Raw genomic sequence first — 13,999 nt, forward strand, 5'->3', positions numbered from 1 at the left:
CCAGCTGGTCGGCGGTGCGGTACGGGGTGCCCTCGACGAACTCCATGACGTAGAAGGACGCCCCGGGCACCGCCCCGTTGTCGGCGGAGCAGGCCATCCAGGGGACGGCCTGGCGTCCGGTGTGATCGGTGCGCGGGCTGTGCGGCCTGCGGAGGCTGGGCGCCCGGTGCGGACGGTGCCGTCTGGGAGCCCTGAGCCGACTCCCCGACGACGCATCCCGACGCCTCCTGCTGGCGCTCGATCTGCGCGATGACCGCCTCGCGGTTGGCGATCCTGGCCGCGGACTGCGCGTCCGGGGCGGCCCGTTGGCCGGCGATGAACCGCTGGTTGTTGCCGAGGGCGTTGGCGAGCCCCTGGCAGACGGCCGAGTCCGCCGCGGACTGCGGACCCGCGGCGTTCGAGGTGCTCGCCATGACGAAGGCGCCGCCTCCCGCCACCGCCGCCGCGCTCACCAGCAGCGCGACCTTCTTCTTCGTACCGAGGGTTCTCCTGCGCGACATGCGCGACTCCTGTGAGGTCGGGGAGCGTACGCCGCTATGTACGAGATACCGAACGGGGCTGCTCAGCGGTGACAGGAGTCACTGAAGTTACCTGCGTCACACGGGAGTTGAGGAAAGTGCCCGGATCACCCCGCCCGGGGAGCTAACGGGACAAGGCGTCCCGTACGGCCTCGTCGGTCCGGGCCACCACCGCCGTCCCGTCGTCCGCCGTGATGATCGGCCGCTGGATCAGCTTCGGATGCCCGGCGAGCGCCTTGATCCAGCGGTCGCGCGCGCTCTCGTCCCGCGGCCAGTCCTTGAGGCCGAGCTCCTTGGCGACGGCCTCCTGGGTGCGGGTGATGTCCCAGGGTTCGAGGTGCAGACGGGTCAGCACCTCCCTGATCTCGTCCTCGCTCGGCACGTCCTCCAGGTAGCGGCGGACGGTGTAGTCCGCGCCCTCGGCGTCGAGCAGTGAGATCGCGCTGCGGCACTTGGAACAGGCCGGATTGATCCAGATTTCCATGCCGCCCACGGTACGCGAAAACCCGTCTTCCACCTGCGTCACAGCGCCCCCAAAGGCCCTGTGGCCAGGGGCTTTTGTCAGTGGTGGGCAGTAGAATAGAAGCAGTGTTCGAGGGTGTTGCCGGGGTCGCCGAAGTCCCCGGCGCGACGCCCTGACCGCGACAGGAGGATGCCTGTGCCCGCTGCCGCCCTGAAGCCGAAGCCGCTGCCGACCCAGTCCACCGCGAAGCGTCCCGTTCTGCTCGACCTGCCGTACGAGCCGGTGGAGAAGCGGCCGTTGCCGCCGGGGCGTCCGCGTGAGTGGTACGTGAGCCACAACCGCCGCCTCAAGGCGATGCGCCTTGCCATCGCCCTGCTCGACACGGGGGTGTACGTGCCCGACCAGGCGCGCAACGAGACGATCCGAGGCGCTGCCGAGATGATCGGTGTCCATCCGCCGTCAGACACGACGTGTCACATGGTGCGGGCGCTGATGCGGTACTCCAGGTGAGCTGACCCGCGGCGCCGGGCGCCCTGTTCCTCGGGCGCCCGGCGCCGGTGCGCGCACCGCTGAGGTATCAGCTGAGGTCTCCGCCGAGGTCTCGGCCCGCCGGAGCCGGGTCCGCCTGCTCCGGCGGGGAGTCCGTCCGCTCCGGAGCCGGGTCCGCCCGCTCCGGTGGGGAGTCCGTTCCCTCCGGCGGCGGGCCCGTCCCTACCGCGCCAACTCCTTCTCCACCGGAGTCCGGAACCGCGGCGTCACCCTCGTCGCCCCCACCCACTCCCGCAACCGCTCCGCCTCCACCGCGATCGCGGCCTCCGCGTCCCGCCCGACCCCGTCCGGGTCGAGGATCCGCCACACGATCTCCCCGTCCGGACGCTGGGCCCAACCCCCCACCACCCGCCCGTTCCACCACACCGTCGGCCCCACATTGCCGCTGCGGTCGAACAACGTCTCCCGCACCTTTGGCGCCAGGTACCAGTCCCGTTGCCGCCACCCCATCGCCGTCGGATCGAGCGCGGGCAGCAGCGCGGCCCAGGGCTCGGCCGGCTCCGCCACCGGGTCGACGTCGCCGGCGGCGACGTAGCCGACGCCCTCGTCCAGGGACACCGCCCGCGCCCCGATCGCGGACAGTGCCCGGCGGACCTCCGTGACCCGCCACCCCGTCCACCACGTCAGGTCGGCCTCGGTGGCCGGACCGCACGCGGTGAGCCACCGTTCGAGGAGCGAGGCCTGCGCCTGGGCCGGGTCCAGTTCGGGGTGCGCGGGGGCCACCGCCCAGCGGAACTGGCTGGACGTCCACGAGCCGAGCGGCCGGCCCCGTACCACCTTGCCCTCGGTGCCCAGCACCTTCAGCAGGCGCGTGGAGACGGTGTGGACGCCCTCGTAGGACTTCCCGGCCGCGTACACGAACCGCTCCCGCAGGCGCGGTTCGTCCTCGGCGAGTTCCGCCGCCGTCGCCTGCCCGCGCCGGGCCAGCGCGGCCAGCGCCGACTCCTCCACCTCCTTCAGCCAGGCCGCGTCCGGCGCTCCGGCCTTCGCCATGTCCTTCAGCAGCGTGGCCCGCTCCCGCGCGGCGACCGTCAGCCCGGTCGAGGCGTGCACGACGGCGGTCAGCTCCGTCGGGAACACGAAGACCGTGTGCCGCATGCCGTGCGTCCGGACCAGCGTGCGGTCCTCGTACAAGGCACGGCCGGTCTCCGGAACCGTCCCCGCCGGATCCACGAGCCGTGCTCCCACCGCCAGGTACACCGTCGCCGGATCCGTGCCGTGCAGGGCGACCAGGGAGCCGGCGACCTCCTCCGGTCCGGCCGCCCGCGCGGCCTCGGCCAGCCGGTGCCGCAGCGCGAGCCGCGCCCGTCGCTCCGCCACGCCGATGTACCGCTCCCCGTCACCCATACCGGCCTCCGCCCGTCGTGCCACCGTGCGGACATCCTCCCGGACGCCACTGACAATCGGGCGCCGGCGGGATCCGCCCGCCGTCACCCGTTCGCCGTACCCGGCATGCGTACGCCCCGTCCCCGGGCCTTCACTGCGATCAGGAGGTGACGGAGAACCAGGGCACCCGAGGAGGCGCGATGCGAAGGCAGCCCAGATGACCACCACCCCCGCCGTCCCCGCCCACCCGGCCCACCGCACCGACCCGGCCGCCCGCGCCGCCGGCGGCAAGGCGGCCCGCAAGCACGTCCCCCGCTCCGCGCACGCCGCCCGGGTCCCCGCCGTCGACCGGCCCGACCCCGTCGGCGTCCTGGAGCGGCAGGGCCGCGACCGGCTGCCGGAGCTGCTGCCGGTCCGCTACGGCCGCATGGCCGCCTCCCCCCTGGCTTTCCTGCGCGGCGCGGCCGCCGTGATGGCCGCGGACCTCGCCGCCCAGCCGCACACCGGCCTCACCGTGCAGCTGTGCGGCGACGCCCACCTGCTCAACTTCGGGCTGCACACCTCCCCGGACCGCGCCCTGCTGTTCGACCTCGACGACTTCGACGAGACCTTCCCGGGCCCGTTCGAATGGGACGTCAAACGCCTCGCCGCCAGCGTCGCCGTCGCCGCCCGCGAGAACGGCCACAGCGACGCCGAGGCCCGACGCGCGGCCCAGGAGGCCGCCGCCGGCTACCGCCGCGCCGTCCGCCGTCTCGCCGGACGCGGCGAACTCGACGTCTGGTACGAGCGCATCGACGCCGACAGCCTGCTGCCGCTGGTCCGTTCCGCCCGGCGCCGCCGCCGCGCCGGGTCCAGCCTGACCCGGGCCCGCCGCCGCACCGGCCTGCGGGACCTCGGCAGGCTCAGCGAGGTCGTCGACGGACGCCGGCGCCTGGTCCACGACCCGCCGCTGCTCGAACCCGCCGGCGCCGCCGACACGGCCACCGTGCGCAAGATCTTCAGTGACTACCGGTCCACCCTCACCGAGGAGCGCCGGCTGCTCCTCGACCGCTACCGCTTCGTCGACGCGGCCCGCAAAGTGGTCGGCGTGAGCAGCGTCGGCACCCGCTGCTTCCTCGTGCTGCTCACCGGCCGGGACGCGGACGACCTCCTGTTCCTGCAGCTCAAGGAGGCGCGGAGGTCCGTACTGGAGGAGCACCTGCCGAGTGGGCCGTACGTCCATCCCGGGCACCGCGTGGTCGCCGGGCAGCGGCTGCTCCAGGCCGCCGGTGACATCTTCCTGGGGTGGACGAGCGGCCCGCAGGGGCGCCCCTTCTACTGGCGGCGGCTGCGGGACATGAAGGCCTCCCCGGACGTCGCCGGCATGAGCCCCGCCGACCTCACGGCCTACGCCCGCCTCTGCGGCACCGCACTGGCCCGCGCCCACGCCCGCTCCGGCGACCGGATCGCCATCGCCGGCTATCTGGGCGGCGCCCACACCTTCGAGCACGCGGTCGCCGACTTCGCCCTCGGCTACGCCGACCAGACCGCCCACGACCACATGACCCTCGGCGCGGCCGTCGCGGCGGGGGTGGTGAGAGCCGACCCGGGAGTCTGAGACCGGCCGGACCTCAGGCACCCGGTTCCTCCTCGCCGCTCTCCCCGCGTCACTCCCGGCCCCGGAAAAGAAGATGCACGCCGCGTGACGGCCTCCCTACGCTGGACATACGGTGCGAAGTTGCACCCCACCGCTTGCCGCAGGACAGGCATCACCCTGTGGACTCGGGGCTACTCTGCTACGCATCCGGCGGCCGGGCGTCACCCCCAGCGCCTCGCCGGGACAAGTCGACACCGCTCATCACCCACGCCCACGGAGGCCCGTCATGGGCACCATCGTCATAGCCGGGACCGTCGTCCTGGTCGTTCTGGGATTCGCAAACCACGTCTGGTGGCTCGCCGCCGTCGCCGTTCTCTTCCTGTACCTGCAGTACGGACGGGGCGCCTCCTCGACGTCCTCGCCGCCCACGCAGGGAGGGGCCGCCGGCGCCTCCGGAGGAGCCTCGGGATCCATGCCCGGCAGCTACCGCGCCTACCGCGCCCGCCGTGACCGGCAGGCCAGGTGGGAGCGCCGCTACCGTCGCGAGCGTCCCCTCGAATCCCGTCGGCAGGCACGCGAGAAGACCAAGTGAGCAGAGCCGGCACGGACAACGGGCGGCGGCCCCCGGCCTGTTCAGGCACGCACAGGCCGGGAGCGCCGCACAACGGGAACCAGCGTTCGAGGCCCCGCGCCCCCGCCTAGTACGGAGCCCGGAAGTTCGCGTACCCCAGCAGCACGATGACCGCCGCCACACATCCGAGCACGACCACCGTTGACTTCCACGACGACCGGCGCGGCCCCACGTGCTCGGGGTCCGCGCGGAACGGCTGCGGCTCGGGCGGGTTGTCCTTCCAGCGGGCGGCGAGCATCCGGGCCCGCGCGGAGGGCTCCTTGTGCTCCGCGCTGTCGGCCCACCTGAGGTCGAACTCCCGCTCCGCGTCGTCCTGTCCGGTCATCCCCGCAACCCCCGTCATCCTTCTCGAACAGTCGTGCCATAGACCATACGACGACGCCCCCGCCCTGGGAAACCAGGAGCGGGGGCGCCGGACGGCTCACGCGGGGAGGACGCGTGGTCCGGTCACACGTCGAAGTACAGCTCGAACTCGTGCGGGTGCGGACGCAGCTGCAGCGGCGCGATCTCGTTCGTGCGCTTGTAGTCGATCCACGTCTCGATCAGGTCGGACGTGAAGACGTCGCCCGCGAGCAGGAACTCGTGGTCGGCCTCCAGGCGGTCGAGGACGGCCGGGAGCGAGGTCGGCACCTGCGCGACGCCCGCGTGCTCCTCGGGAGCCAGCTCGTACAGGTCCTTGTCGATCGGCTCGGCCGGCTCGATCTTGTTCTTGATGCCGTCCAGGCCCGCGAGCAGCAGCGCGGAGAACGCCAGGTACGGGTTGCCGGAGGAGTCGGGCGCCCGGAACTCGACGCGCTTGGCCTTCGGGTTCGACCCGGTGATCGGGATACGCATGGCCGCGGAGCGGTTGCGCTGCGAGTACACCAGGTTGACCGGCGCCTCGAAGCCCGGCACCAGACGGTGGTACGAGTTCACCGTCGGGTTGGTGAAGGCCAGCAGCGACGGGGCGTGCTTGAGGATGCCGCCGATGTAGAAGCGGGCCATGTCCGACAGGCCCGCGTAACCGGCCTCGTCGTAGAAGAGCGGGTCGCCGTTGGCCCACAGCGACTGGTGGACGTGCATGCCCGAGCCGTTGTCACCGAAGATCGGCTTCGGCATGAAGGTCGCGGTCTTGCCGTTGCGCCAGGCCACGTTCTTCACGATGTACTTGAAGAGCTGGAGGTCGTCGGCCGCGGCGAGCAGCGTGTTGAACTTGTAGTTGATCTCGGCCTGGCCGGCGGTGCCCACCTCGTGGTGCTGGCGCTCGACCTGGAGGCCGGCCTTGGCCAGCTCCAGGGAGATCTCGGCGCGCAGGTCGGCGAAGTGGTCGACCGGCGGGACCGGGAAGTAGCCGCCCTTGTAGCGGACCTTGTACCCACGGTTGTCCTCGAGGGCGCCGGTGTTCCAGGCGCCCGCCTCGGAGTCGATGTGGTAGAAGGACTCGTTCGCGGTGGTCGAGAACCGGACGCTGTCGAACACGTAGAACTCGGCCTCGGGGCCGAAGAACGCGGTGTCGGCGATGCCGGTGGAGGCGAGGTAGGCCTCGGCCTTCTTGGCCACGTTGCGCGGGTCACGGCTGTACTGCTCGCCGGTGATCGGGTCGTGGATGAAGAAGTTGATGTTCAGCGTCTTGTCGCGGCGGAAGGCGTCGACCCGGGCGGTCGACAGGTCCGCGCGCAGCGCCATGTCCGACTCGTGGATGGCCTGGAAGCCACGGATCGAGGATCCGTCGAAGGCCAGCTCCTCGTCCGGGTCGAACGCCTCAACGGGCACCGTGAAGTGCTGCATGACGCCCGGCAGGTCGCAGAAGCGGACGTCGATGAACTTGACGCCCTCGTCCGCGATGAACTTCTTGGCCTCGTCGGCGTTCTGGAACATCCAGCTCCTCCTACTCCCGACCGTTCCGTGCCGGGGTGGTAGTTCGTTCGTGCGGCCAGTGCGGTGGCACACGCTGACCTCGACCCTAGGTACGGGTGATTTCTCAGGCGTGACCCATTTGTTTCGCCCAAGTTAACCGGACACGGTCCGCTCCACCCCACCTGTCCGTATCGCGAAACGGGCGCAGTACCGTGTACGCGTGGACAAGAGGGAAGCAATCGGTTCGTGGCTCTCGGGCCCCCGCGCGGCCGCGGAGGACGCCGGTGTCGATTTCGGGTACCGGGGCGAGTCGCTCGGTCTGCCGGAGGAGGGGCCGGGATCGATCGCCCGCCCGGGGCGGCGCCTGGGAGCGCTGGCCGTGGACTGGGCCATGAGCGTCCTGATTGCATCCCAGTTGATCACGCAGAGCTATGGCCAGACGACCTCCAACTGGGCGCTGCTGGTCTTCTTCGTGATGAGCGCCCTGACGGTCGGCACCATCGGCGTCACTCCGGGCAAGCGCCTCTTCGGCGTGCGGGTGGCCGCCGTGGACACCGGCCGCGTCAACCCCTGGCGCGCCCTGCTCCGCACGGCGCTGCTGTGCCTCGCCCTCCCGGCCCTGATCTGGGACCGCGACGGCCGGGGCCTGCACGACCGGCTGGCCCGCACGGTGGAGGTCCGCATCTAGCCGCCCGGACGGCACAGCACTCCTGCTGCTGACTTCTGCTCCTCGCTCCTGCAATGAGAAGAGGGCGCCCGGAGTGATCCGGGCGCCCTCTTCTCACAGCAGGAGTCAGCGGGCCTTCGGCCCGCCCTTCGGGAGCTTCATGCCCTTCGGCATCGGCCCCTTCGGCAGCGGCATGTTGCTCATCAGGTCGCCCAGCGCCCGCAGCCGGTCGTTGGTCGCGGTGACCTGCGGGCCGGTGAGCACCCGCGGAAGCTTCAGCATCGTGGTGCGCAGCTTCTTCAGCGGGATCTGGCCCTCGCCCGTGCCGACGATGAGGTCGTGCACCGGCACGTCGGCCACGATGCGGTTCATCTTCTTCTTCTCGGCGGCCAGCAGGCTCTTCACCCGGTTCGGGTTGCCCTCGGCGACCAGGACGATGCCGGCCTTGCCGACCGCCCGGTGCACCACGTCCTGGCTGCGGTTTATCGCGACCGCGGGGGTGGTCGTCCAGCCCCGGCCCACGTTGTCCAGTACGGCCGCCGCGGCGCCCGGTTGTCCCTCCATCTGCCCGAAGGCGGCCCGCTCGGCCCTGCGCCCGAACACGATCGCCGACGCGAGGAAGGCGAGCAGGAGGCCCAGGATGCCGAGATAAACGGGGTGACCGATCAAGAAGCCGATCGCGAGGAAGACACCGAAGGTGACGATTCCGACCGCCGCGAGTACAAGACCGATCTTCTTGTCGGCCTTGCGGGTCATCTTGTAGGTCAGAGCGATCTGCTTGAGTCGCCCGGGGTCCGCAGCGTCCGCTGCCGTGTCCTTCCTCGCCATGCCCCGAAGTCTACGTGGCCCCGCGAGCGCGGACGACGGCAGTGCCCCGTGAGGGAGGGGAAGGGGCGCGTCAGGAGTGGACGGTGAAGGTCTGCTCCAGGACGTGCTGCGCCTCGATCCTGTCCTTGGCGCGGCGGCGGTCCTCCAGCACGGACGTCCAGGCGTTGCGGCGGGCGGTGCGCTGGCCGTTGCTCATGAGCAGGGATTCGACGGCACGGAGTGCGTCGGTGAACGAAGGAATCGCGGTGGCGCGAACAGGCGCGGCCTGCATGATGGAGGTCCCCCCTCGATACCGCTCTGGGTGTGGGTGCACGTGGTGTGAGTCCAGGGTCACTGCTTGGTGTTACCAGGGCATGACCTGCCGGTCAAACACCCATGAAGCCTTTCCGCCGCGGCCCCGCGCACGGACGCGGCCCTGGTGAAGGCCCTCATCTGCGAGGACGGTCAGGACCGCGTCATATCGGCCGCTACTCGCGGGTAGCCGCTTGTGCGCGAATTCACACGCGTGCGTCGCCGTTGGTGGGCAAGGCGGGTGACGGTGTGTCAGACGGCCTGGGAGGCGACATGGCCGCCGACCCGCTGCTCAGTGGCCGACTCGCGCGACTCGACGGCCATCCGGTACAGCCGTCCGGCGCGGTACGAGGACCGCACCAGCGGGCCGGACATCACGCCGGAGAAGCCGATCTGCTCGGCCTCCTCCTTCAGCTCCACGAACTCCTGCGGCTTGACCCAGCGCTCCACGGGGTGGTGGCGCACGCTCGGGCGCAGGTACTGCGTGATGGTGACCAGCTCGCAGCCGGCGTCGTGCAGCTGCCGGAGCGCCTCGCTGATCTCCTCGCGACTCTCGCCCATGCCGAGGATCAGGTTCGACTTGGTGACCAGGCCGTAGTCGCGGGCCTCGGTGATGACCTTGAGCGAGCGCTCGTAGCGGAAGCCGGGGCGGATGCGCTTGAAGATGCGGGGGACCGTCTCGACGTTGTGCGCGAAGACCTCGGGACGGGAGGCGAAGACCTCCTCCAGCAGCTCCGGGACGGCGTTGAAGTCGGGGGCCAGCAGCTCGACCTTGGTTGGGCCCTCTTCCCGCCCGGCCGTCTGCTGGTGGATCTGGCGCACGGTCTCGGCGTACAGCCAGGCGCCGCCGTCCGCCAGGTCGTCGCGCGCGACGCCGGTGATGGTGGCGTAGTTCAGGTCCATGGTGACCACGGACTCACCCACGCGGCGCGGCTCGTCGCGGTCGAGGGCCTCGGGCTTGCCGGTGTCGATCTGGCAGAAGTCGCAGCGCCGGGTGCACTGGTCGCCGCCGATGAGGAAGGTCGCCTCGCGGTCCTCCCAGCACTCGTAGATGTTGGGACAGCCGGCTTCCTGGCAGACGGTGTGCAGGCCCTCGCTCTTCACGAGGTTCTGCATCTTGGTGTACTCGGGACCCATTTTCGCCCGGGTCTTGATCCACTCGGGCTTGCGCTCGATGGGGGTCTGGCTGTTGCGGACCTCCAGGCGCAGCATCTTGCGTCCGTCGGGTGCGACTGCGGACACATCGGCTCCCTGTAGCTTCGATTCTTCGGCGTACACCAGGGTACGCCCGTACGTTTCCGGCCCCCGGACTGGGCAACCCCCACCTTCCCGGGGACATTCCCGGGGTCGCTCCCAGAGGGTTCCTCGCCCCCGCCGCCCCTTCCCGTCCCGTCCCTGGGGGCTGCCGCCCCCAGCCCCCCGCTTCGGCCCTGAAGGGGCCTCGTCCTCAAGCGCCGGACGGGCTGAATTCCAGCCCTCCGGCGTCTGAGGAGCCGGGGTCGGGGGGCGGAGCCCCCAGGGTCGGGAACGGGAGAGGGCGGCGGGGGCGAGGAACCTCCCGGTGTCACGCCGGCGTGCGTTCGATCTGCCGGGGCTTCAGCTCCGCGTCGCGGAGCACGTCCTCCAGGTGCCGCTCCACCACCGGCAGCACCTCCGCGATCGTCACGTCGCGGCCCAGTTCGGCGGCCAGGGACGCCACCCCCGCGTCCCGGATCCCGCACGGGATGATCCGGTCGAACCACCGGTTGTCCGGGTTCACGTTCAGCGCGAAGCCGTGCATCGTCACGCCCTTGGCCACCCGGATGCCGATCGCGGCGATCTTGCGGTCCTCGCGGCGCTGGCCGGCGTTGGAGGGGGCGTACTCGGGCCCGTTCAGACGCGGGTCGAACTCCTCGTCCTGGAGGCGGGGGTCGAAGTCGAGGGACAGCCCGCCGGGCGACGGCCGCCGCTCGACCGGGTCGCCGAGGACCCACACCCCGCTGCGCCCCTCGACCCGGCTCGTCTCCAGACCGAACTCCGCGCAGACGCGGATCAGGGCCTCCTCCAGCCGCCGTACGTGCGCGACGACGTCCACCGGGCGCGGGAGCTTCTGGATCGGGTAGCCCACCAGCTGGCCCGGGCCGTGCCAGGTGATCTTGCCGCCGCGGTCGACGTCGATGACCGGAGTGCCGTCGAGCGGACGCTCGCTGTCCGTCGTGCGCCGGCCGGCCGTGTAGACCGGGGGGTGCTCCAGGAGCAGCACGGTGTCGGGGATCTCGTCGGCGAACCGCGCCGCGTGGACCCGGCGCTGCTCGTCCCACGCCTCCTGGTACTCGACGGCGTCCGCACCGAATCCCATCCGGACGAACCGCAACTCACTCACGGCAAGCGCCTCCCTAGAAGCCCTGGCGGGGGTAAGGCACAAAGCGTGCCCACGCCACTGTACGACCGGGCGTCGCGCGTCAGCTCCGCGGTCAATCCTCACACGATCGGATGAACGAACGTCGAAGTGTGCGATCGCCTGCTCACTCTCCGCTACATTCGCGCCGTTCGCAGAGGCCATAAGGGCTGCTCACAGGCAATCCGGGCACCACGCGACCCCGACGAGGCACCAGCACGCCCCGCGCCGCCCGGCAGCACCGCCGCCGCCCCGGCCGAAGGCCCGCACGCGCGTCTCGTCGGGGCCCGTGTGACGGCCCGGCAGGCAGGAGACCGCACCGCAGATGACGGAACGACCCGCGCAGCGCACTCCCAACCGACAGCTCGCCGCGCTCATCGCAGAAGCGGGGTTCTCCAACGCGGGTCTCGCCCGTCGAGTGGACCAGCTCGGTCTCGAACACGGGCTGGACCTCAGATACGACAAGACGTCCGTGACCCGGTGGCTGCGCGGGCAGCAGCCCCGCGGCACCACCCCCGCTCTGATCGCCGAGGTCTTCACCCGGCGTCTCGGCCGCAGGCTCACCGCCCAGGACCTCGGGCTCGACGCCTGCGCGCCGGTCTACGCCGGGCTGGAGTTCGCCGCCGGCCCCGAGGAGGCCGTCGACATCGTCGCCGGACTGTGGCGCAAGGACTCCGGCAGCCACGCCGAACTCCGCAAGATCGCGTTCACCCCGGCGGGGCTGGTGGTGCCGAGCCGGGACTGGCTGATCGGCCGCCCCGACGACAAGGTGGCCCGCGGTGAACCACCCGCCCCCGCTCCCGGCCACGCCCGACCGGGAGCGGCCCCCACCGTGCCCGCGCAGGGCCGCCCGGCGGTGCCCCGCCAGCGCAGCCAGTCCGAGCGCAGTCCCGGCCAGAAGGTCACCGGCGGCGACATCTCCGCCCTCCGCTCGGTCGGCGAGCTGTTCCGCACCCTCGACGACATGTACGGCGGCGGCCACGCCCGCCAGGCCCTCGTGCGCTACCTGGAACACGAGTGCGAGCCGATGCTGCGCGGCACCTACGGCGAGCAGACCGGCCGCCGCCTGTTCGCCGCCGCCGCCGACCTGACGCGACTCGCGGGCTGGACGTCGTACGACATCGCCGCGCACGGTCTCGCCCAGCGCTACTTCGTCCAGGCGCTGAGGCTCTCCCAGGCGGCCGGGGACCGGGCCTACGGCTCGTACGTCCTGGTCACGATGAGCCGGCAGGCCGTCTACCTCGGGCACGGGCGGGAGGCCGTGCAGCTGGCGCGGGTGGCCCAGCAGGGCGTCGGCACCAACGCCCCGCCGGTCGTGCAGGCGCTGCTGCACGCGGCCGAGGCACGCGCGCACGGGGTCCTGGGCGAGGTGCGCGCCTGCACGGCGTCCCTCGTCCGGGCCGAACGCGCGCTCGAAGCCGCCCGGCCCGGTGACGAGGTCCCGCACTGGGCGCGGTTCTTCGACGAGGCACAGCTCGCCGACGAGTTCGGGCACTGCCACCGGGACCTCCAGCAGTTCCGCGCGGCCGCCCAGCACGCCGAACGCTCCCTGCACCTGCGCGCCCCCTGCTACGCCCGCAGCCGTCTCTTCTGCCGTGTCGTCCTCGCCTCCGCCCGCCTCGGCCTCGGCGAACTCGACCAGGCCTGCGCGCTGGGCGCCGAGGCGGCCGGCGCGGCGGCCGAGATGCGGTCGGTGCGGGCGGTCGAGTACGTACGGGACTTCGAGCGAAGGCTGGAGCCGTACAAGGACGCGGCACCGGTGCGCGGGTACCGCGACAAGGTGGCGGCGCTGGGCTGAGGCGACCGCCGTCACCGCGACGGCCGCGGGGTCCGCGCGACCGCGCGGTGGCTGGTCGCGCGGTGCCCCGCGCCCGCGGGGCGGGTCAGGCGGCCCGCGCTGTGGGCACCGGCTCCGCCCGGTGCAGCGACCCGGCCGCCCCCAGGTCCGCCAGGATCGCCGCCGACGCCCGGTGGGCGGAGTGCAGCGCGCCCTGGACGGTGCTGGTGTCCCGGTGGTCGCCGCACACGTACAGGCCCGCCAGCAGCCGCACCGGACGGCGCGGGTCGTGCGGCGGTCGCATGGCGGGCACCGCCTCGGCGGTGTGGTGGACGGCGAGGGTCTCCCAGCGCCGGGTCGAGGTGCCGTACAGACGCGCCAGATGCATGCGGACGGCGGTGTCCAGGGCGGCCGGGGGCGGGCCGAGGACCGTCGAGGAGACGAGGGTGCGGCCCGCGGGCGCGCGGGACGGGTCGACCTGGCTGACCACCGCGGTGTGCGCGACCGGGCCGCCCCGGTCCGCGTCGAGCAGCAGGGACGCGCCCGTCGCCGGCGGCTCGTCCGTGGTGTGGTGCACCACCGTCACCGGATGGAAGTCCGGTACGCGCAGGCCGGGCAGCAGCTCGGCGGCGGCCCGCGCGTCGGTCGCGAGGAGCACGGCCCGGCAGCGGAACTCGCCGTGCTCGGCGGTGGTCACCGACGTGGTGGAGACCGAGGTGACCCGGACGCCGGTGCGCACGGTGCCCGGCGGCAGCGTCCGCGCGAGCAGCTCCGGCAGCGCCTCGGCCCCGCCCTCGGGCACGCACAGCCGCCCGCGCGCGAAGGCGCGCAGCGCGAGGTCCGCGCACCGGCTGGACGTGGTGAGCTCCGGGTCGCACAGCAGGGCGGCGAGCAGCGGGCGCAGGAAGCCGTCGACGGTGCGGGCGGGCACTCCGCGCGCGGCCAGCGCCTGTCCGGCGGGCAGTTCCGGGCGGGCCAGGAGGCGCTCGACGGGCGTGTGCGCGATACGGGAGAGCGCGGCCCCGAGCCGGGCCTGGTCGACGGCGGTACCGAGCGGCGCGGTCCCAGTCCCTGGACCCGAACAATCACAGGGTGTCGAGCGCCTGGACGTACTCGTTCAGGTCACGCGCGTGGGGCAGGGCGTTGACGACGGTCCAGCG

The 13,999-nt window shown here is 72.3% G+C and carries 13 protein-coding genes and 3 pseudogenes; 5 read left to right on the forward strand and 11 right to left on the reverse strand.

Annotated elements, in window-relative coordinates; all coding sequences use genetic code 11:
* Together ACWD0J_RS39580 and ACWD0J_RS39585 are read right to left on the reverse strand one after the other, a co-directional pair.
* A pseudogene (locus ACWD0J_RS39580) lies at window positions 1–500 on the reverse strand (hypothetical protein); the annotation flags it as partial.
* A 142-nt stretch (window positions 501–642) separates the two neighbouring features.
* Window positions 643–1,002, reverse strand: a complete 360-nt coding sequence (locus ACWD0J_RS39585) for an arsenate reductase family protein (RefSeq protein WP_451500711.1) — start codon at window positions 1,000–1,002, stop codon at window positions 643–645.
* A 174-nt stretch (window positions 1,003–1,176) separates the two neighbouring features.
* Here ACWD0J_RS39585 and ACWD0J_RS39590 point away from each other — a divergent pair, with 174 nt between their 5' ends.
* A complete protein-coding gene (locus ACWD0J_RS39590; protein WP_451500712.1) occupies window positions 1,177–1,491 on the forward strand; it encodes a hypothetical protein in 315 nt (104 codons plus the stop codon).
* Window positions 1,492–1,692: 201 nt separating this feature from the next.
* Here the strand turns inward: ACWD0J_RS39590 and ACWD0J_RS39595 are convergent, their stop codons facing one another.
* Window positions 1,693–2,877: a winged helix DNA-binding domain-containing protein gene (locus ACWD0J_RS39595; protein ID WP_451500723.1), complete on the reverse strand. Its 1,185-nt coding sequence runs from the start codon at window positions 2,875–2,877 to the stop codon at window positions 1,693–1,695.
* A gap of 196 nt (window positions 2,878–3,073) precedes the next feature.
* On the opposite strand from ACWD0J_RS39595, the gene ACWD0J_RS39600 reads away from it, so the two are divergent.
* Together ACWD0J_RS39600 and ACWD0J_RS39605 are read left to right on the forward strand one after the other, a co-directional pair.
* On the forward strand, window positions 3,074–4,453 hold the full coding sequence (locus ACWD0J_RS39600) for a DUF2252 domain-containing protein (RefSeq protein WP_451500713.1): 1,380 nt from the start codon (window positions 3,074–3,076) through the stop codon (window positions 4,451–4,453).
* Between the two features lie 265 nt (window positions 4,454–4,718).
* Complete coding sequence (locus ACWD0J_RS39605) at window positions 4,719–5,024, forward strand: hypothetical protein (RefSeq protein WP_451500714.1); 306 nt, start codon at window positions 4,719–4,721, stop codon at window positions 5,022–5,024.
* A gap of 106 nt (window positions 5,025–5,130) precedes the next feature.
* Here the strand turns inward: ACWD0J_RS39605 and ACWD0J_RS39610 are convergent, their stop codons facing one another.
* Window positions 5,131–5,388 (reverse strand): SCO2583/SCO2584 N-terminal domain-containing protein, encoded by a 258-nt coding sequence (locus ACWD0J_RS39610; RefSeq protein WP_451500715.1) that lies wholly within the window; start codon window positions 5,386–5,388, stop codon window positions 5,131–5,133.
* Between the two features lie 122 nt (window positions 5,389–5,510).
* Window positions 5,511–6,920 carry a type I glutamate--ammonia ligase gene (gene glnA / locus ACWD0J_RS39615; RefSeq protein WP_451500716.1) on the reverse strand — a complete coding sequence of 470 codons (1,410 nt, stop codon included), beginning with the start codon at window positions 6,918–6,920 and terminating at the stop codon, window positions 5,511–5,513.
* Between the two features lie 199 nt (window positions 6,921–7,119).
* On the opposite strand from glnA, the gene ACWD0J_RS39620 reads away from it, so the two are divergent.
* The gene (locus ACWD0J_RS39620) at window positions 7,120–7,587 is read left to right on the forward strand and encodes an RDD family protein (RefSeq protein WP_451500717.1); all 468 of its coding nucleotides are present in this window, start codon (window positions 7,120–7,122) and stop codon (window positions 7,585–7,587) included.
* 105 nt (window positions 7,588–7,692) lie between these two features.
* On the opposite strand, the gene ACWD0J_RS39625 is transcribed toward ACWD0J_RS39620, so the two are convergent.
* The 4 genes from ACWD0J_RS39625 to lipB all read right to left on the reverse strand — a co-directional run bounded on the left by ACWD0J_RS39625 (window position 7,693) and on the right by lipB (window position 11,227).
* Window positions 7,693–8,394, reverse strand: a complete 702-nt coding sequence (locus ACWD0J_RS39625) for a DUF4191 domain-containing protein (protein ID WP_451500718.1) — start codon at window positions 8,392–8,394, stop codon at window positions 7,693–7,695.
* A 70-nt stretch (window positions 8,395–8,464) separates the two neighbouring features.
* Window positions 8,465–8,665, reverse strand: a complete 201-nt coding sequence (locus ACWD0J_RS39630) for an SCO2195 family GlnR-regulated protein (RefSeq protein WP_451500719.1) — start codon at window positions 8,663–8,665, stop codon at window positions 8,465–8,467.
* A gap of 272 nt (window positions 8,666–8,937) precedes the next feature.
* Window positions 8,938–9,927 carry a lipoyl synthase gene (lipA, locus tag ACWD0J_RS39635; RefSeq protein WP_451500720.1) on the reverse strand — a complete coding sequence of 330 codons (990 nt, stop codon included), beginning with the start codon at window positions 9,925–9,927 and terminating at the stop codon, window positions 8,938–8,940.
* A 322-nt stretch (window positions 9,928–10,249) separates the two neighbouring features.
* Window positions 10,250–11,227 carry a lipoyl(octanoyl) transferase LipB gene (gene lipB / locus ACWD0J_RS39640; protein WP_451500721.1) on the reverse strand — a complete coding sequence of 326 codons (978 nt, stop codon included), beginning with the start codon at window positions 11,225–11,227 and terminating at the stop codon, window positions 10,250–10,252.
* A gap of 160 nt (window positions 11,228–11,387) precedes the next feature.
* Between lipB and ACWD0J_RS39645 the strand changes: the two genes are divergently transcribed.
* Window positions 11,388–12,860 (forward strand): regulator, encoded by a 1,473-nt coding sequence (locus ACWD0J_RS39645; RefSeq protein WP_451500722.1) that lies wholly within the window; start codon window positions 11,388–11,390, stop codon window positions 12,858–12,860.
* A gap of 85 nt (window positions 12,861–12,945) precedes the next feature.
* Here ACWD0J_RS39645 and ACWD0J_RS39650 read toward each other — a convergent pair.
* Both ACWD0J_RS39650 and ACWD0J_RS39655 read right to left on the reverse strand, forming a co-directional pair.
* Window positions 12,946–13,899, reverse strand: a pseudogene (locus tag ACWD0J_RS39650) (FAD-dependent oxidoreductase); the annotation flags it as partial.
* Window positions 13,900–13,924: 25 nt separating this feature from the next.
* A pseudogene (locus ACWD0J_RS39655) lies at window positions 13,925–13,999 on the reverse strand (peroxiredoxin); the annotation flags it as partial.

The sequence above is a fragment of the Streptomyces sp. NPDC003011 genome, from assembly GCF_053591515.1.

Excerpts from the sequence above, each read along its gene's own strand:
- ACWD0J_RS39610 (WP_451500715.1), bottom strand. The coding sequence starts at position 5,388 with ATGACCGGACAGGACGACGCGGAGCGGGAGTTCGACCTCAGGTGGGCC.
- ACWD0J_RS39605 (WP_451500714.1), top strand. The coding sequence starts at position 4,719 with ATGGGCACCATCGTCATAGCCGGGACCGTCGTCCTGGTCGTTCTGGGA.
- ACWD0J_RS39625 (WP_451500718.1), bottom strand. The coding sequence starts at position 8,394 with ATGGCGAGGAAGGACACGGCAGCGGACGCTGCGGACCCCGGGCGACTC.
- ACWD0J_RS39645 (WP_451500722.1), top strand. The coding sequence starts at position 11,388 with ATGACGGAACGACCCGCGCAGCGCACTCCCAACCGACAGCTCGCCGCG.
- ACWD0J_RS39585 (WP_451500711.1), bottom strand. The coding sequence starts at position 1,002 with ATGGAAATCTGGATCAATCCGGCCTGTTCCAAGTGCCGCAGCGCGATC.
- ACWD0J_RS39600 (WP_451500713.1), top strand. The coding sequence starts at position 3,074 with ATGACCACCACCCCCGCCGTCCCCGCCCACCCGGCCCACCGCACCGAC.
- ACWD0J_RS39595 (WP_451500723.1), bottom strand. The coding sequence starts at position 2,877 with ATGGGTGACGGGGAGCGGTACATCGGCGTGGCGGAGCGACGGGCGCGG.
- lipB (WP_451500721.1), bottom strand. The coding sequence starts at position 11,227 with ATGGCCTCTGCGAACGGCGCGAATGTAGCGGAGAGTGAGCAGGCGATC.
- ACWD0J_RS39630 (WP_451500719.1), bottom strand. The coding sequence starts at position 8,665 with ATGCAGGCCGCGCCTGTTCGCGCCACCGCGATTCCTTCGTTCACCGAC.
- glnA (WP_451500716.1), bottom strand. The coding sequence starts at position 6,920 with ATGTTCCAGAACGCCGACGAGGCCAAGAAGTTCATCGCGGACGAGGGC.